General features: G+C 53.8%; 10 protein-coding genes and 1 pseudogene. 3 read left to right on the top strand and 8 right to left on the bottom strand.

What is annotated here, in order from left to right:
• Nucleotides 1–516: 516 nt before the first annotated feature.
• The 4 genes from ACR0NZ_RS11370 to ACR0NZ_RS11385 form a co-directional block, all read right to left on the bottom strand.
• Complete coding sequence (locus tag ACR0NZ_RS11370) at nucleotides 517–1,527, bottom strand: DUF2955 domain-containing protein (protein ID WP_480518976.1); 1,011 nt, start codon at nucleotides 1,525–1,527, stop codon at nucleotides 517–519.
• The gene (locus tag ACR0NZ_RS11375) at nucleotides 1,517–2,581 is read right to left on the bottom strand and encodes an HlyD family secretion protein (protein WP_480518978.1); all 1,065 of its coding nucleotides are present in this window, start codon (nucleotides 2,579–2,581) and stop codon (nucleotides 1,517–1,519) included. The genes ACR0NZ_RS11370 and ACR0NZ_RS11375 overlap by 11 nt, the downstream gene beginning before the upstream one ends.
• Complete coding sequence (locus ACR0NZ_RS11380; protein ID WP_480518980.1) at nucleotides 2,578–3,657, bottom strand: AI-2E family transporter; 1,080 nt, start codon at nucleotides 3,655–3,657, stop codon at nucleotides 2,578–2,580. The genes ACR0NZ_RS11375 and ACR0NZ_RS11380 overlap by 4 nt, the downstream gene beginning before the upstream one ends.
• 181 nt (nucleotides 3,658–3,838) lie before the next feature.
• Nucleotides 3,839–4,165, bottom strand: coding sequence for a potassium channel family protein (locus ACR0NZ_RS11385; RefSeq protein WP_480518982.1), 327 nt, complete (start codon nucleotides 4,163–4,165; stop codon nucleotides 3,839–3,841).
• A gap of 308 nt (nucleotides 4,166–4,473) precedes the next feature.
• Between ACR0NZ_RS11385 and ACR0NZ_RS11390 the strand changes: the two are divergent.
• Nucleotides 4,474–5,091, top strand: a pseudogene (locus ACR0NZ_RS11390) (IS5 family transposase).
• Between the two features lie 243 nt (nucleotides 5,092–5,334).
• The gene (locus ACR0NZ_RS11395; RefSeq protein WP_480518984.1) at nucleotides 5,335–7,986 is read left to right on the top strand and encodes an AsmA family protein; all 2,652 of its coding nucleotides are present in this window, start codon (nucleotides 5,335–5,337) and stop codon (nucleotides 7,984–7,986) included.
• Between the two features lie 207 nt (nucleotides 7,987–8,193).
• Here the strand turns inward: ACR0NZ_RS11395 and ACR0NZ_RS11400 are convergent, their stop codons facing one another.
• Together ACR0NZ_RS11400 and ACR0NZ_RS11405 are read right to left on the bottom strand one after the other, a co-directional pair.
• The gene (locus ACR0NZ_RS11400) at nucleotides 8,194–8,949 is read right to left on the bottom strand and encodes an IS5 family transposase (protein ID WP_480518986.1); all 756 of its coding nucleotides are present in this window, start codon (nucleotides 8,947–8,949) and stop codon (nucleotides 8,194–8,196) included.
• 154 nt (nucleotides 8,950–9,103) lie between these two features.
• A complete protein-coding gene (locus ACR0NZ_RS11405) occupies nucleotides 9,104–10,648 on the bottom strand; it encodes a hypothetical protein (protein ID WP_480518988.1) in 1,545 nt (514 codons plus the stop codon).
• A 220-nt stretch (nucleotides 10,649–10,868) separates the two neighbouring features.
• Here ACR0NZ_RS11405 and ACR0NZ_RS11410 point away from each other — a divergent pair, with 220 nt between their 5' ends.
• A complete protein-coding gene (locus ACR0NZ_RS11410) occupies nucleotides 10,869–11,981 on the top strand; it encodes a linear amide C-N hydrolase (protein ID WP_480518990.1) in 1,113 nt (370 codons plus the stop codon).
• Nucleotides 11,982–12,502: 521 nt separating this feature from the next.
• Here ACR0NZ_RS11410 and ACR0NZ_RS11415 read toward each other — a convergent pair.
• Complete coding sequence (locus ACR0NZ_RS11415) at nucleotides 12,503–13,501, bottom strand: HupE/UreJ family protein (protein ID WP_480518992.1); 999 nt, start codon at nucleotides 13,499–13,501, stop codon at nucleotides 12,503–12,505.
• Nucleotides 13,498–14,322, bottom strand: coding sequence for a peptidyl-prolyl cis-trans isomerase (locus ACR0NZ_RS11420; RefSeq protein WP_480518994.1), 825 nt, complete (start codon nucleotides 14,320–14,322; stop codon nucleotides 13,498–13,500). Before ACR0NZ_RS11420 ends, ACR0NZ_RS11415 begins: the two co-directional genes overlap by 4 nt.
• Nucleotides 14,323–14,825: the final 503 nt, after the last annotated feature.

Below are 14,825 nucleotides of genomic sequence, written 5' to 3' on the forward strand. Positions count from 1 at the left end.
CCTGTTCCGGGGCCTTCAACCGCAGCTATCATTTCATTTTGCGTGGTCGGTTTCGTCCGACGCCAAGTGATCAGAGCCTTCGCGCGATCCCGCAGGCACTGCACTTGACGCCTCCGGGCTGTATCGAACCGCTCATAAACTAAACTCGAACCACTATAGCCTCTGAAACGCCTATGGCCAAAGGCGCCGACCCGCGTGATGAACCTGATCGGAACACCCGCATTGATTGCCGCAATGAAGGCATAGGCCGTTTCTACGGCCGGAAAACCAGCCGCCGCACCGGTCCCATCAACCTAGACGGGCCAAAACAGCCACTAAGGTCGTTTTGCAACCGAAACTGAGAAATCTAGGGAAAACTCCGCGCCAAAACTCAAATCCTCAGAAACAGACAGAATACTGCGCGTTTCCACACAGCCTCCGGACAATGCAGACGTCTTTCGGCTCGGATGAATTAAATAAAAGTGGTCAAGCTGGGAACTCCACTTGATTCAGAACCATACCACTTGGTAACTAACTTCATTGAGTTGCGTGGCGCTCTTTTTCCGGCCAGAATTCATCCACAACGACATATGCGATAATTACAAAGAAGGCGGCACTAGCAACTTGTAATACTCGAGTGATGCTCTTGACGTCAGCCTCGTCTGAAAATGGTGCAACAGACCCACCATACACAATCAGAGCCGTTGTAATAGCAGAGCCGGCGGCAGCTGCGAGCGGGACTTGAGATTTTCCAAGTGCTCCGAGGGTCAGACAGAAGAAAAAACATAGCAGAACGGGTGTCAGAATAACCGGAGCTATTACGTTTATTTCATAGCATATGATGGATACTGCCGCCCCAAGAAGGTTTGCCGTCAGCATAGCTTTTGCAACGGTTTTGCCTGCGGCAGGCATAGCCGCAAGTTGCTGGCTCAGCAGAGCGACAAAAAACAGAACCAGCAATGCGGACGCTCCGGAAATAAAGAACGCCATAGCAAACGGAACTGTTACAAGCGACATCCTGACAATTCGGCGATGGGGGTCGAAGTCCGGCGACGTTGCTGCCTTCTTTTGAGCCGCCGTTTGAGGTTCAGCGGGTATCAACACGAACATCAGCGTCGATACGAAGCCTGCAAAAAGCAGGTTCAACGGTATCCAATACACGAGCACCAAAGCCAGATTCTGAGATTGCAGAACCAGGTTTGGAATCATCAAGGCCCCCATGAGGGCGATGACACCCGGCAATACTCCGGCACCAGAAACTGACCAAATGAACGACAGGATTATTCCAATGGCCACGAGGATGAGGAACACAAGAGGATATGGCGAGAAGATTGACGAGACCAGGAAGGAAATGAACATCAATCCAATTGAAAAGACAAACAACTTAGCAAATGCTGCCAAAGGCAAAGCGGCAGGCGCTTGAAGAAAAAGGGCAGTGAAAACCGCCCCGACGACGGCGAGTGGCCACCCGAGAAACAGGCCCAATGTAAATACACCGGTAACACCTAGCGCAAGCCGGGTGACAGAGCGCCGGTCCTCAGTACGCATAGGACAGAATTGATACCACGCGGATGTAGGTACGGCCCACGAGGTTCAGCAACGAGTTGTCACTAAGATACATAATCACATCGGCCTGCCCGTTCAGTTGGAAACGAAGATCATCTTCAGCACTACCAGCTTCATAGCCGGGCAAGATAATCCTGACCGGGAACCTTTCCGGCTCACGCAAAAATCCCTTTGTGCTTGGTGGGCTAGCCAATTTTCCGGGTTCATCACCGCCACTCAAAGACACAGCAGCACTGAAGCTCTCAATGACGCCCGTAACAATTTGACCGGGATGCATATCCAACACTACATCAACCGGAGACCCCACCGAAGCTCTTCCCAAGTTGTTCTCGGTAAAGTACGCCTCGATCCAAATGTCGGTTGCATCCAGAAATGTCAGAAGATCTTGGCCGGATCTCGCATACGTTCCGGGGGCTATCAGCAGATTCGAGATTATACCTGTCGCCGGAGCACGCAGTTCAGTCCATTCAAGGTTTAGTTCTGCATCCGCCAAGGCCGCCAACGCGCGCTGGATTTTCGGGTTATCAATCCCGTCAACACCAAGCCGCTGCTTCGCCTTTTCAAGATCTGCTTTTGCGTTCTCAAAGTTCGCCTCGGACTGTGCCAGTTGCCCTCGGGCATCATCGGCCTTTGAGACGGCAATCAACCCTTTCTTTTCAAGCGCAAACACACGCTCCGTCTGCAGACGCATGGTGTCGAGATCACTCTGCGCCCTTGCCAGTTTGGCTTGCGCGCCGCTTACTTCCGCTGACGACGCTCCCACTTCCTGAGTGGCTGCCTCGAGATCGGCTTCGGCTTTGTCGCGATCAATTTCGTAAGGTCTGGCATCAATCCGAACTAGAACGTCTCCTGCCGAAACGACCTGACCGTTTTCAACAAGAACCTCGGTCACCGTCCCAGTGACCTGCGGAACGATCTGGGTCGCCACGGCCTTTACTCTGGCGTTCCCGGTGAAAGGTGTCTTGCGGTCAGCGACCAGATACCAGACGAGAAAGATGAGAATGACAGCCAATGTAGACCAGATCGTTTTCCTCATTTCGCCACTCCTTCAGCGGCGTTTTCGGTGCCCGGTGAGGCGTCGATCCAGACTTTGAACAACTCATAGAAGACAGCAAACAAAACGGGGCCCATGAAAATGCCGATTAAGCCATAGGCCATCATGCCTCCTAGCACCCCGATGAGGATCACAAGCATGGGCGTATCAAGGCCTTTTGAGATAAATACGGGCCGCAGGAAGCTGTCCATAATTGTTACGGGAATCGCCAGTATGGTGAAGATCAAAGCTGCACCTCCGGACATGGAACTCCATGCGTAGATGATAACAGGCAAAAGAACCAAGCCGGGTCCAATCTGGATGATCGAGAGGATCAGGCAGATGAACGCCAGCGTGGCGGCCGAGCCAATCCCGAACAGCACCAACAATACCCAAACGACCACCGCTTGAATCGCTGCAACGCCGATTACACCCTTTGTTACATTACGGATCGTTGCCCCCGCCAATGTTACGAATTCACCGCCACGCGGCGCAAATACACGGTTTGCAAAGTGCTGAAGGCCCTGAACCAGATTCGGCCCTGGGCTAAACAAAGCCCCCATTATCAATACCGACAATGCAAGGCCGAGAAGTCCAATTCCGATCCCCAGCACCTTTCCAAATAAGGATTTAGTGATCTCAAGAATCTGGGCGCCGTATTTTGCAAGCGCACCGTCCAGATTCCGTTCGAACATTCCCCAGACATCGGCAATTTTTCCTCCGACTAGCGGTAGTTCCTTGATACCTTCGGGCGCTGGGGGGATTTTCAATTCACCCCTGTCTGCTTGTTCCGCGAATTCAGACCCAAGTTCTGCGGCACCAGACACCGCAGTTGCGACTGGCCCGAGGGTCAGAACAAGACCCATCAAAACCAAGATCGTCGCTGTAAGCTTCTTTCGGCCTCCTAACTTGGACTGCATCCAATTAAATACCGGGTAAAGCGCCACACAGAGGATCGTTGCCCAGATAACTACGCTTGCAAGCGGGGCCACCATGACCAGAGCGCTGTAAAGGAATAGTCCGAGAAAGAGCAATCGTATCGCCAGATCGACAATCTTCGCGTCCTGGGTCTTTTCCATTCCATCCCTCCACTAGCTGTTTTCTGAACATTACACTCAAAAAGCAAAATATGTATATATGTTTTAGTTTTATGCGTCCGCCTATCAGCTTGAAGACACAAGTTAATCTGGGGCGCGGCCTGAGGTGCCTGGTCAAACTAATACCTGCGCATGAACTCAGTTTGGCTGAATTGGGTATAATCTATTTATCCGTTTTTTCGTCGTCTTGAGACAAGATCGTATCTGCCACCGTGGTAGCTGCTGTCACGAAGACACCGAGGCCCACGATGATGTATACCATTGTGAAGATTTTTCCTGCCGCAGTTTCAGGGGAGAAGTCACCAAACCCCACGGTCGAAATTGTCACTACAGAAAAGTAGATTGAGTCGAGCCAACTCCAACCTTCGACAAAGTGGTAAAAGACCGAGGCCCAAAAAATCATTCCAATTGTGAAGGCAAGGATGCCCTTAACTCTACCGTCCTTGAAAGCGACGCCTATCCCTCGTGTTATTCTGGTTAGTGAATTCATCTTGTCCTCGTTGATTGAAGAATTCACATATAGCAGTAATTACATGAATGTGGGGAATAGAAGGAATCTGATTGCCTGTAGTTTGGAAGATGTGTCCAGCAGCCATAGTCAAAGCTCATGCAACGTGTCCGTTTCTGGCTTTTGAAATCCACTTCAAACCAGCTGTTCAGAAACTGGGTGTGCCGGGTTTTGTTGCACAATTGCGCTTAGGGATTCACTCCATGAATCCAAGTTGATAGCTGGAGAGTATGAGCAGTTGGTCCCCTACGAAGTACAAGACCAAGAACTGACCGTCGTACAACACGGCGTTGAAGCAGCGCGGTTCACTATCGATCTGGTTTGAACCTGAGATGGCATGGTATGCGCCAGCGACGGGCAAGTGCGGTCGTCAGCCAGATTTCAGCGATGCAGCGATCCAGGTTTGTCTGATGCTGAAGGTGCTGTTCGGCATGCCTCTTCGCCAGACGACAGGGTTCGTTGAAAGCCTGTTGCGCCCAGCAGGGCTTGACCGGAAAGTTCCGGACTTCTTACCCTCTGTCGTCACCAGAAGACGTTGAACGTCTCTATCCCATACCGCGGTGGAACTGGGCCGTTGCACCTGTTGATCGACGCGACCGGGATCAAAGCTGAGGGCGAAGGTGAGTGGAACGCCCGCAAACATGGCGGCAGTAAAAAAGCGCCTGTGGCGTAAGCTTCATCTCGGAATAGATGAAGAAACACTGGAGATCCGCGCGGTTGATGTCACGACAAGCAACATCGGCGATGCCCCAAGCCGCACAGAGACAAAGATGAACTGCGTCAAACTCCTTGGCCAAGGCATCATGGCCCGAGACTTCGATCGGCAGGTTGCCGAGTTCTAGGTCCGGATTGCGGTGCTCAACCGCTGCACAGCTCTTGGCATAACCAACACTGAGCCCGTAGCATAAATCCGTCCGGGGAAAGGGGAAGTGTGCTCACCCCCTGATTTGTGCAACAGGCCGGTGTGCCGCACAAACAGAGCGTTGGTCATTTACCCGTTTCTTAGACGTTCGACCAAATCGGCGAGAGTGCCAGCTATACGGTCAAGGTCATTTACAGTTCAGAATAGTAGCCGACCATATATTTCATTAATTTATTGATCAAATGGTCTAGGTTGCCCACGGGATGAAACGGAATATTAGGAGAAAGCCTTGCGATACGTTGCGAAAGGTATGTTGATTTGTTGCGCTGTCGCGTTTGTCGCTGTGTTGGCAGCTTGGCTTTTCCTGTCTTCTGCGTTGTTTTCCTCTGTCAGGAAAACTTTCGTTGAAAATCTGATCTCTAAGAAACTTGGTCAAGAGGTTAGAATTGAAGATGAAGTGCGTCTGGGTCTTGGTCGGCAATTGCAGGTATCAGCGGCGGGGCTGGTATTGCCTGGACCTCCGAATGCTGATGTGAACTTGGCAGCAATCGATGAAATTGAGTTTGAAGTTTCCGCGCGCGACCTCTGGAACAGTAAACTTTCGCTGAGTGACCTTTCTCTCTTGGGGGTTCACCTGAACCTGATCACAGACAAAGCAGGCGTCGGAAACTGGCAGTCCATTTCCCAAGCGGACGTTAATGCCGGGAAACCTGCAAAATCTCCGAAACTGCCAGTAGCTGGAATTCTAACGGACCACAAAATTGACCTGACTAATGTTGCCGTTCTTTACCGGAACGATCTAAACGGGCTTGAGTTGAATCTGCAGCTGCCTGAGTTGCTTTTGAAGCGTGATACGGAAACCGACGTTGCGACCGCAGTTGGGACTGGTTCGCTAAACGGAGAGAGTTTTGATCTGAACGGGACATTTCCCGCGGAAGACCCGTTTCAGGTTGCAGTGAACTTCGAGCAGATCTCGATTGCCGCTCAGGAAGTCCCTCAAGAGAACGGGTTACAAGTGAAAACGACCTTAGATGTTGCCGAACTTGGCCAGTTTCTCGATATCCTGAAGCTAAACCGCGTTTTGGAAGGTACTGGAAATATTGGTGCAACGTTCAATTCAGTTGACGGCGTAGCACGAATTGACGACCTATCTGTATCGGCTGAATTAGAAGGCGGACAAAGCCTTTCGCTGACGGGGCAGGTCGGAGAATTGGGAAACCCGGAAGACGTATCGCTGACAACCCGCATTAGGTTGTACCCTGAAGATGCTGAACCAGCCCCTGCCGCATCGCGATATGATCTTAAACTTATCGCGGTCGACATGGTTATTGACAGCGTGCCCGGGCAGATTCCGCAGCGACAAATGGTTATTGAGACCAACGGCTTCACGTTGGACACGTCTGGCGAAGGCCCGCCCCCGATAGAGTTCTCCGAGCTCTCTAGAACACCCGAAGGCGCCTTAAGGGTCGGGAGCATCAACCTGAGAATTGGGGAACCCGCCAATCCGTTTATCATTTTGAAAGGTTCGGTCGATGACGCGCTTCAGGTGCAAGGAGTATCAGCCGAAGGCCTAATGGATATTCATGCAAGCAGTTTGATCTCACCAGAACTCCTAGGACCGGACGACCAGCTCGGCAGGTTTTCCGGCGGCTTCCATTTGAACGGTGACATCAATCAGCTTTCGCTGACGAATTTGGATGCAAAGACAAGCGAAACGGAAGTCTGGAACCTCGAGGTGCATGGCACTGTTAAAAACGTACTTAAATTCGAGGACCTGGATTTGGCCATTGATGTCGCAGTCCCATCCGGAGCGGACCTATTGGAGGCTCTATCGCTTGAACGCGTGGAAACTGGGCAGGCTCGCCTTGAAATAGACATCGTTAGTGAAGGCACCGATTGGAACGCGAGTGCCAACGTCGAGGTTGCCGACTCGGTCTTGCAAATTGTGGCCGATCTTGATGATGCGACAAGTGACCCTGTACTGCAGGGTTCCATAGAGAGTGACCTGATAAAGGTAGATCAGATCCGAACCATCGTTCAGGCTGCTGCACAGTTGAGGAAAATAGGCGGTCCAGAGCCGGAAGAGAAAGAAACTAAGCAAGAAGACGAGCGCGACCAAGGTGCGCTAAGAGATGTAACGCTTAAACCTATCGGGCGTTCAATTCTCTTGTCCGGTATGGATATGGATGTCGACATCGACCTTCGGCACATAGAGGGTGCCAAGGGCATCAGCAGTTTGCAGAGCGAACTGACGCTCAACAAAAACGAGCTGAAGGCTGGGCCTTTGAAGTTTGAATACGGGGGCGCAAATTTTGACGTCAGCGGGCAAATGGATCTATCAAACGACGCGCACCTGCTCACGTTGACCGGCAAAGCAGGTGGCTGGCAGTTGGAGGATATTCTTCACAATCTGAACTTCAAGAAAGGCGCGAGCGGTAAGATCTATACAGACTTTTCGGTGACAGGGGGAACCGATTCACCTAAGCATTTTACTAACACTATGAGCGGCAACGCCACAGTGTCACTGCGTGATGGCTCGATCGAAACCCAGCTTTTAGATCTGGCAGGGTTAGGGCTGCTACCTTGGGTGTTTACCAAGGAAAAACAGAAGGTAGCTCCAATTGTATGTCTGCGAGCGCCGATTAGTATTTCCAATGGGAACCTCTCGACGAAACAAACCACGTTGGAAACAGATCACGTCCAGGTTGTCGTCTTTGGTGCTGTTGATTTGGCGGGCAAGGCCTTGGACCTAAATCTACAACCCCGCAAAATCGGAGAGCCTCTTTCGAGAAGTCCGTGGCCAGTGACTTTAAAGGGCCCGCTGGCTAAGCCGAAGGTTAAGGTCAAAGACGGACCAAAAAGACTGAAACGATCGGATGGTGCGGACAAAATGCCGACAAAAAGAAAGCTATGCGTTCCGGATATCTTGCAATTGCAGTAGCGGCGGGGGCCGACAGAGAAAGAACAAATCTAGGGTTTAAGAAGCAGACAATTCTTCCGAAAAACCGCACGTTCTTTATCACTTTAACCAATGCCGAAAGCAACGATTCCGCATTCTGCGTCTGGCTGAACTTTGACCCAAACAGCTCAATTGATGTCTCGGGGCAAAGTTATGCGTTCCAGGTTGCCATGTCCCTACGGTCAGGACTCACAACAAAAAGATGACGGTCGCGGCAAGGCATATGGCGGACAGGAACAAGTCACCGCACCTGTCATAGCGCGTCGCGATACGGCGCCAGTCTTTCAATCTGGCAAACAGATTCTCGATGCGATGGCGCTGACGATATAGCTTGGCGTCATGTTCAGCCGGATTTCTTCGACCACGTCGCGCCAGTATGCAGGCCTCGGTGCCGCGTTCGGCAAGCGCCTCACGGAACCAGTCTGCATCATACCCTTTGTCTGCCAAGAGTGATTTGGCTCGTGGAAGGCTGCCCAGCAACACCATAGCACCCTTTGCATCGCTCATCTGGCCGGATGAGAGGAAGAACGTCAGTGGCCTTCCACGTCTGTCGCAGACCGTGTGCAGTTTGCTGTTCAAACCGCCCTTTGTGCGACCGATGGCACGCGTTCGAGCCCCCCCTTTTGAGAGGCTTGACGCTGTTCGGTGTGCCTTCAGGTGAGTGCTGTCGATCATGATGGTTTCACCATCCTGTCCTAGCTGAGCCAGTTCCCTAAAGATACGGGCAAAGATACCCATGCGGGACCATCTCACAAAACGATTGTAGAGCGTCTTGTGCGACCCATAATCCGCCGGAGCGTCTCGCCACCGAAGGCCGTTTCGAATGACATGGATGATACCGCTAAGCACCATTCGGTCGTCGGATCGTCCACCCCCGCGAGGTTTCGGGAAAAGGTGTTTGATGCGGTTCACGTGGTCTGACTTATGCCAAAACAGATGCGACATGTGCATTCCTCCCGTCGCCCTTGAATCACGGGCTTACGCCGGTTGGAACCGCCATATCGAACGTCAAGAATGCCGACTTTTCCGCCGTCTGACGGAAGGGGCAACCGTTAGCAAAACACAGCGCCAATTTCCAAAGTCCGCGTTCGGTTGGAGCTCATTTAACGGAGAGTAGAGCGCTAATCCCCTGCTCGATGCGTCCTGCGACAGGCTCCGCAAGCGGGATCGAACGCAGGAAATATTCTGGGTCGACCCCGGCCTCGAAGAATGCCGCCAGAGCCTTTTTCCCCATATCTATTCGCCCGGCCATTGCATGCATGGCGGCAATCAGCATCCAGTCGTACAGATTGTCACGGCCATCCACCTCGCTGATCATATCCGAGGCCACCTCGTATTCGCCCCGCATGAAGGGATCGAGCGCACAAGGGATGTTGATCCAGATTGGCAGTAGCGGGTTGTGTTCTCTTGCGCCTTCAATCATGGCTGTCGCTTCTCGCGTGTCCCCGATTGCGGCGAGCCAACCTCCCACCATCGCAGTCAACAACGTGGCATTCGGGTTCGCCTCGATAGCGCGCTCTATCAGGTTTGCGTACCGGGTGTTCTCACCGTGGAATCGCGCGAAACTCGCAGCGGCGTAGAGAGCTTCCTGACAGTTAGGTGCCAACGCGATGGCCGTTTCTGCATGGCTCCTTCCATCGGAGACAACATCTTCCGCAGACCGGGCGCCCAAAGCTGCTTCCTCGATTAGTGCAATGGCCTTGAGCGCGTGGGCCAACCCGCTCGAAGGATTGTCGCGTAGCGCGGTGTCGATGAGGTCACTGAACTCTTCGAGACTGGATCGGCGTGAAGTCCGCATGTGTGCGTGAAACGCCAGAAGGGCCTCAAAGACACCTGCATCTTCCGCACGCCTCCCGGAGTATTGCGCATTGAGATCTTCGGCGACTGCGCCGTAGGCGTCCGCCATACGGGTCGCGCATTGCCGCGCAATTTGTTCCTGCACATCGAAGGGATCTTCTGAATCGCCGGAAACGCGAAACCTGTCGGACCAGACTAAAGCTTTTCCAGGGTTTCGGTCGAGTTGAACTGACACACGCAGGCTCCCACCAGCCTCCCGGACATTGCCTCTCAAGATGTAGTCTGAGCTCTCTATAAGTTCTTGTTGCCCTATCTCCCGCGTTGAGTGGTCGGTGTGCCAACCTGACAACACTTTGATCTGGCCAAAGCGGGCGAGCTCGAGCGCGATCTCCTCAGGCAACCCTTCTCGGAAAATCAGGGCTTTTTCGGAGTCCGCACCTTCAAACTGCAAGATTGCGAGTGTTGGTAGTCCACGAGGGATTCTTTTTTGGATTTTGCTTTCCTCTACCGCGCGCCGCACGAACTGCGGGCGATACCTGCCCTTCGGAACAGTGATTATGATCTCGTCGGCGACACCAGCCGTCAGGTAGTAGTGTTCAATTGCCTTGCGCAGCTTGATCGCTTCGATCCGGACAATGGAGTCATTGTTTGAGTCGAAATCGGCGCCGCGTCCGAAGATATCCATCGCAAGAGCAGTGCCCTTCAGGTATTCGCCCCGACCCTCAAGTTCTTCGGTAACAATGTGGGCGAGGAATTTCTGTATCCTTGGGCCAGCCGTGAAGTCAGGCGATGCCAGGATTTGCTCAAGTTGTTGGGCTATCTCTTCGTTGCTCGGTTGGTCTCTCATGGTCAGCCTCTGTAGCTTCAACCCCTAAACTCTAAGCCGCAAGCCCGCGCTTGCAACCTGTTTGCAAAATTGCTCCCCATCGGGTGGATTGGTTGGCGTTCGGCTCTGATCGCCCAACTGTTGTTAACAGTTGTCGACGTCCCGCTTCATCACACCGTTGGCTAAGTCCCAATCATCGAAAACGCGGACAGATCCGCAAAAGCCGAAGGGAAACAGAAAGATGAAAGCCTCCAACACCAAGAACCGCTCCTGGACCTCCACCGCCATCACCGCCATCCTGGCTGCCACTGTGACCACCACTGCCGTCACAGCCAATGCTTGTTCGCGCTTCGTTGCCGACACGGACCATGGCACAATCGTGACCCGTTCGCTGGACTGGGGCGGCAGCCGTCTGGGCGCCTATGCCCGTGTCCACCCGGAGGGCGAAGCCCGCGTTTCCTCTGATGTTGCCGAATACGCCAACGTAAAGGAATGGACCGTCAAGTATCACACGGTTGCCATGGAAGAGCACGAGACATTCCACGGTGTCACCGCCGAGGCAATCAACGACCAGGGCCTGAGCGCCATGGGCCTTTACATGAACGACTCCAAACCGTTCGTTACCGAGCACAAGGATAGCGGTGCGCCAGCGGTCAACATGGCAGACCTGACGACATTTATCGCCGAGAACTACGCCACCGTGGCCGAGGTCGTCGCCGGACACGAGGCCGGAGATTTCCAGATCGCCTGGGGAGCAAAGATGCGCGGCAGCGACAGCTACCACGGCGTGCACTTCTCGGCGGTCGACAAAAGCGGCCATATCGCACTCTTCCAGCTCAACGAAGGTGGCTTGGAGGTCGTCTACACCGGCGATACCGACAGCGATCTGCGGGTCATGGTCAACAGCCCGCTCCAGCAGGACCAGCGCGAGTACGCCGCCCAATTTGATCTTGCAAACAATCCGTCGGGGCAAGGCATCCCTGCCGACATCGGGTCGGCCAACCGCAATGTCCGGATGCTCTGGACGTCAATGAACCAGGATTACAGCGATCTGAACTACGCCGAAACGCTGGGCCGCATCCAGCAGGCCTTCGATTACTCGGTGACCGTGCCCTTGAACATCCAGGACCCGCAGGACAACGGCGCAGGCGATGACTACCCCACCTGGGTAAGCTTCCAGTACAACTTGGACAATGGGGATATTCGCACCCGCGCCATGGATACGGCTCAGACGATCACTTTCAACATTGAGGACACGAAGGCCTTCGACGGTCCTGTCTGCGCCGACCTCATCCAGCAGGCCAATGATGGCAATGGCGACGTAAAATGGGGGACCTGCAACGCGAACTCCTGAAACTTAGACCGACCCCTCCAAGTATCACATGACAACCGCCGCTCCGGAAATCCGGGGCGGCGGAACATTGCGAGCCTAAATCCCCTGAACCAAGGCAGACCTCCGCCCGAATTGAATAGTTGCAGCTCCTCGCAGCCAGCCGATCACTTTATACGAGCAAGATTTGTAGGTCCTGAGCCTAAGACACGACCATTAATACCAACCCTGGCGCTGTCACCACTTACACTGAATTGATCTAGCCAGAGGGCCTTTCACCCAACTTGTTATATACACCGAAATCAATAACGATGACGGCATAAGTGGTTCTTTTGATCCGAAAGCCCTGTTTCAATCAAACCAATCCAACAACCGCAGTAATGCATTTGTGTAGTTTCGTAGATGAACCAGATGAATTGCTATGACCTCACGCTTATTCCAATCCACGTCAGACAACTTGGCGTAGCCGCCGATAAAGCTTGGATAGGTGTTCGCGGGCGAAGGTTTGCACCAGTGGCTTTTTCGGTAGCTTCTTCAAACTTCGCTCAAAATCCCGCAATCCGTTCAATTACCCAAAAGGCGGCTAGACTACCAATGCAGTAACTTGTCACGTGTTCAAGCTGGACCGCTCGCTCTTTTACTGCCGGATAGAGAAGCCGGGCCGCGAACCCAATGGTCAGTACCACAACGATAAACAGGATCTGACCAAGCTCTACCCCGACGTTGAAAGCAAACAGGGCCAGTGGAATGTCCCCTTCGGGCAAGCCGATCTCTCTCAGTGCCCCGGCGAACCCCAGACCATGTATCAAGCCGAATGCGAAAGCGACGATCCAGGGGAAACGCACGGCCAACGGGTCACGGTTCTCCGGTGAAAGCGATAGCTCATGGGCGAGGAACACGATTGAAAGCGCAATCACGGCCTCGACAGGTGGAGGAGGGAGGTTCAGCCAGCCGAGAGTGGCCGAAGCCAACGTGATGCTGTGCGCAACGGTGAACGCCGTGATCGCCCAGAACAACCGACTGCGATCGCGTATCAGCAGCACAAGCGCGAAGACAAAAAGCAGGTGATCAAGGCCTTCGAGGATGTGTGTCACTCCGAGCGCGACATAGCTCGAAAGGATGTCGAGAACCCCAGGATCCTCAGGTACAGTGAATGCGGTTTCGGTCCATGTCAGGCGACGCACCTGCGTCTGTCCGGGTTCCAATTCGTACCGCACTAAGGTTTCCGTTCTGGTCTGCTCCAGCCCGACGATCTCGATCACACCGCCCTCAAGGCCTCCTGGACAGGTGGTTACCCATGCGGTTGTCCAGGCACGTCCATCAAAGGACGGTGACGGAGGCGGCTCATGTGAACAGTTCCCTGGCAGGCGAGCCTCTATGGGCATCATTCGACCGTTCACGTCAGGTGCGCGCCAGGTCACGCGCCAGCGCTCTTGCCCCATGGACGCGAGATCGAGATACCCTGGATCAAGCGCGTGGGCCGGCGCGTATCCCGGCAGACAGATGGCGGAAATGGCGAGCAGAAGTAACAGCAGCCGTTTCATCTGTTCAACACCTCTTCGGCGTTGGGCAAGATAATGGTGTAGCGATCCAGCAGCGCTTGACCGAAGCTTTCGCGCATCTTCTTTGTCTCAGCGGCGAGCCATTCGGCCTTTACGCGGTCGCGGATTTCGGACAGCGGTGGCAGCACGGCGTCCATTCTCTCGATTACCCGCACGAGATGCAGGCCATAGCCGCTCTCGACCGGACCCTGCCATTTTCCGACCGGCAGGTCCGCCAGCGCCTCGTGGAACCCCTCTCCAAATGTGCGGTCGATCACCGGCGAAGGCGTTATCGGAAAGGACTGTGGCAGTAGAGTAGCCGGTCCCAGCGTCGCCGGGTCGGCACCGTTCTCCAGCAGCGCCAGAAGTTCTAAGGTATCCCGATCTCCGGGCACAACGATCTGTTCCAGAGCCATTCGAGCGGTTTGCGTGAACCGTTCCGGGTTTTGGTCCAGATACGTCTGAAGAATGGCCTCATCTGGTTCCACCATCGCGGCGCCGGATTCTGCGAGGAACTTCATCTTCTGGTTCAATCGCTGGCGTATGACCACGTCGCCTTGATCAAGTCCGAGGATCAGCGCCTCGCGGACATAGGCCTCTTCCAGCGCCCACGATTGCATCAAGTTCTCCAACTCCCGGATCGTGGGGGGGCGGTTCCAGGTGGCAATGAAGTTCTGCACCAGTCGGTTTGCCTCGCTCTCGGTCAAGCTGATCATATCGGGGCTGAGCGCAACTGGCTCATCCTCGATCGCCGCGTATGCGGCAAAGATCAGGGCACCAAGCGCGAAGAAATGGACAAGCGGGGAAAGAAGAAGCGTGCGCATGCGTATCATCAGGCCTTCGGGTATCAGTCGCCACAAGGGGGTAAGCTCTACGGTCGGCGATGTGATTGCAAGCTATTACACAAAACCCAAGTAATCTTGAGGCATATACAATCGCCAACCTCGCGACGCTTGCCGCCGGATTCCATGCATTCTACGATGAGCAAGGGTATCATGGCACGGAAGCTTTGACACCAAACAGGCGCCCTTAATCAGGCCAGATTGCCCGCGCCAAATCTCTATACCAAGCACGACGTCCGTTTGATCTCGGTCATGGCTACTGTTCGACCAAACCGCTAAAATATGGTTTTATGCTAAAACAGAAGCGTTGGGAGGAGAAGACATGGAACAGCAGAGACACGCCGCCGTAAAAAACGCGATTGCCTTGCTCGCAACGACTGTCCTCACTACGGCAATGCCAGCCCATGCGCAGGAATGGACCCCAGCTTCGGAACAGCTCGCCGATACCTATCCAGCGCCGGCCTATTCACCCTATGCTGGTCGAA

It is taken from the genome of Ruegeria sp. AE3 (assembly GCF_056542225.1).

Bases quoted from the DNA above. Each gene is read 5' to 3' on its own strand.
- ACR0NZ_RS11370 (WP_480518976.1), bottom strand. From the start codon at position 1,527: ATGCGTACTGAGGACCGGCGCTCTGTCACCCGGCTTGCGCTAGGTGTT.
- ACR0NZ_RS11375 (WP_480518978.1), bottom strand. From the start codon at position 2,581: ATGAGGAAAACGATCTGGTCTACATTGGCTGTCATTCTCATCTTTCTC.
- ACR0NZ_RS11380 (WP_480518980.1), bottom strand. From the start codon at position 3,657: ATGGAAAAGACCCAGGACGCGAAGATTGTCGATCTGGCGATACGATTG.
- ACR0NZ_RS11385 (WP_480518982.1), bottom strand. From the start codon at position 4,165: ATGAATTCACTAACCAGAATAACACGAGGGATAGGCGTCGCTTTCAAG.
- ACR0NZ_RS11400 (WP_480518986.1), bottom strand. From the start codon at position 8,949: ATGTCGCATCTGTTTTGGCATAAGTCAGACCACGTGAACCGCATCAAA.
- ACR0NZ_RS11405 (WP_480518988.1), bottom strand. From the start codon at position 10,648: ATGAGAGACCAACCGAGCAACGAAGAGATAGCCCAACAACTTGAGCAA.
- ACR0NZ_RS11410 (WP_480518990.1), top strand. From the start codon at position 10,869: ATGAAAGCCTCCAACACCAAGAACCGCTCCTGGACCTCCACCGCCATC.
- ACR0NZ_RS11415 (WP_480518992.1), bottom strand. From the start codon at position 13,501: ATGAAACGGCTGCTGTTACTTCTGCTCGCCATTTCCGCCATCTGTCTG.
- ACR0NZ_RS11420 (WP_480518994.1), bottom strand. From the start codon at position 14,322: ATGCGCACGCTTCTTCTTTCCCCGCTTGTCCATTTCTTCGCGCTTGGT.